General features: G+C 36.6%; 1 pseudogene. It reads right to left on the reverse strand.

The features are described 5' to 3' along the window. A pseudogene (locus AC1DTM_RS29830) lies at positions 1–766 on the reverse strand (DNA mismatch repair protein MutS); the annotation flags it as partial.

The raw sequence follows: 766 nt of genomic DNA on the forward strand, positions 1-766 counted from the left end.
GTTCGGTCCTGTAATTAAAAAGACATCCATCTTCTCCGGCATAATACAATCATTCGGTACATACAATTTCCCGTTCAATACTTTTTCAACGACAGGATGACGACCATCTTTAATAAAGATTTCGCGCTTAGTTGTTAAAACAGGTTTTACAAACTGCTCTTCTTCACTAACTGTCGCAAAGCTTTGCAGTACGTCTAGTTCACTAATTACTTTCGCTAAGTGTTGCAATTTCGGTATGAATACTTTTACTTCTTCGCGAAGTGCTGTAAATAAATCGTATTCTAATTGTACAATTTTCTCTTCTGCTTCTAAGATTAATGTTTCTTTTTCTTTTAGTTCATCTGTTATGAAACGCTCTGCATTTGCAAGTGTTTGTTTACGCTCATAGCGCCCTTCTGGAAGTGCTGCAAGATTCGCCTTCGTCACTTCAATATAGTAGCCGAAAATACGGTTGTACCCAATTTTTAATGATTTAATCCCTGTAATATCACGCTCTCGTTTTTCAAGCTCAGCAATCCACGTTTTTCCGTTTTTACTAACGTAACGATATTGATCAAGCTTGTCATTATAACCGTCTTTAATAATATCTCCATCTTTAATAGAAAGCGGTGGGTTTTCTTGAATACTTCTTCCTAGTAATTCAGTTAAGCTCTCACACGGATCCGCACCTTGAATTAACCTTGCTGCATAAGCATTATCTAAAAGACTAATCGCTTCTAAAATAGCTGGTACTTGCAGTAAAGAACGTCTTAACTGTAATAAGTCC

Source organism: Bacillus sp. P4_D3, assembly GCF_056401855.1.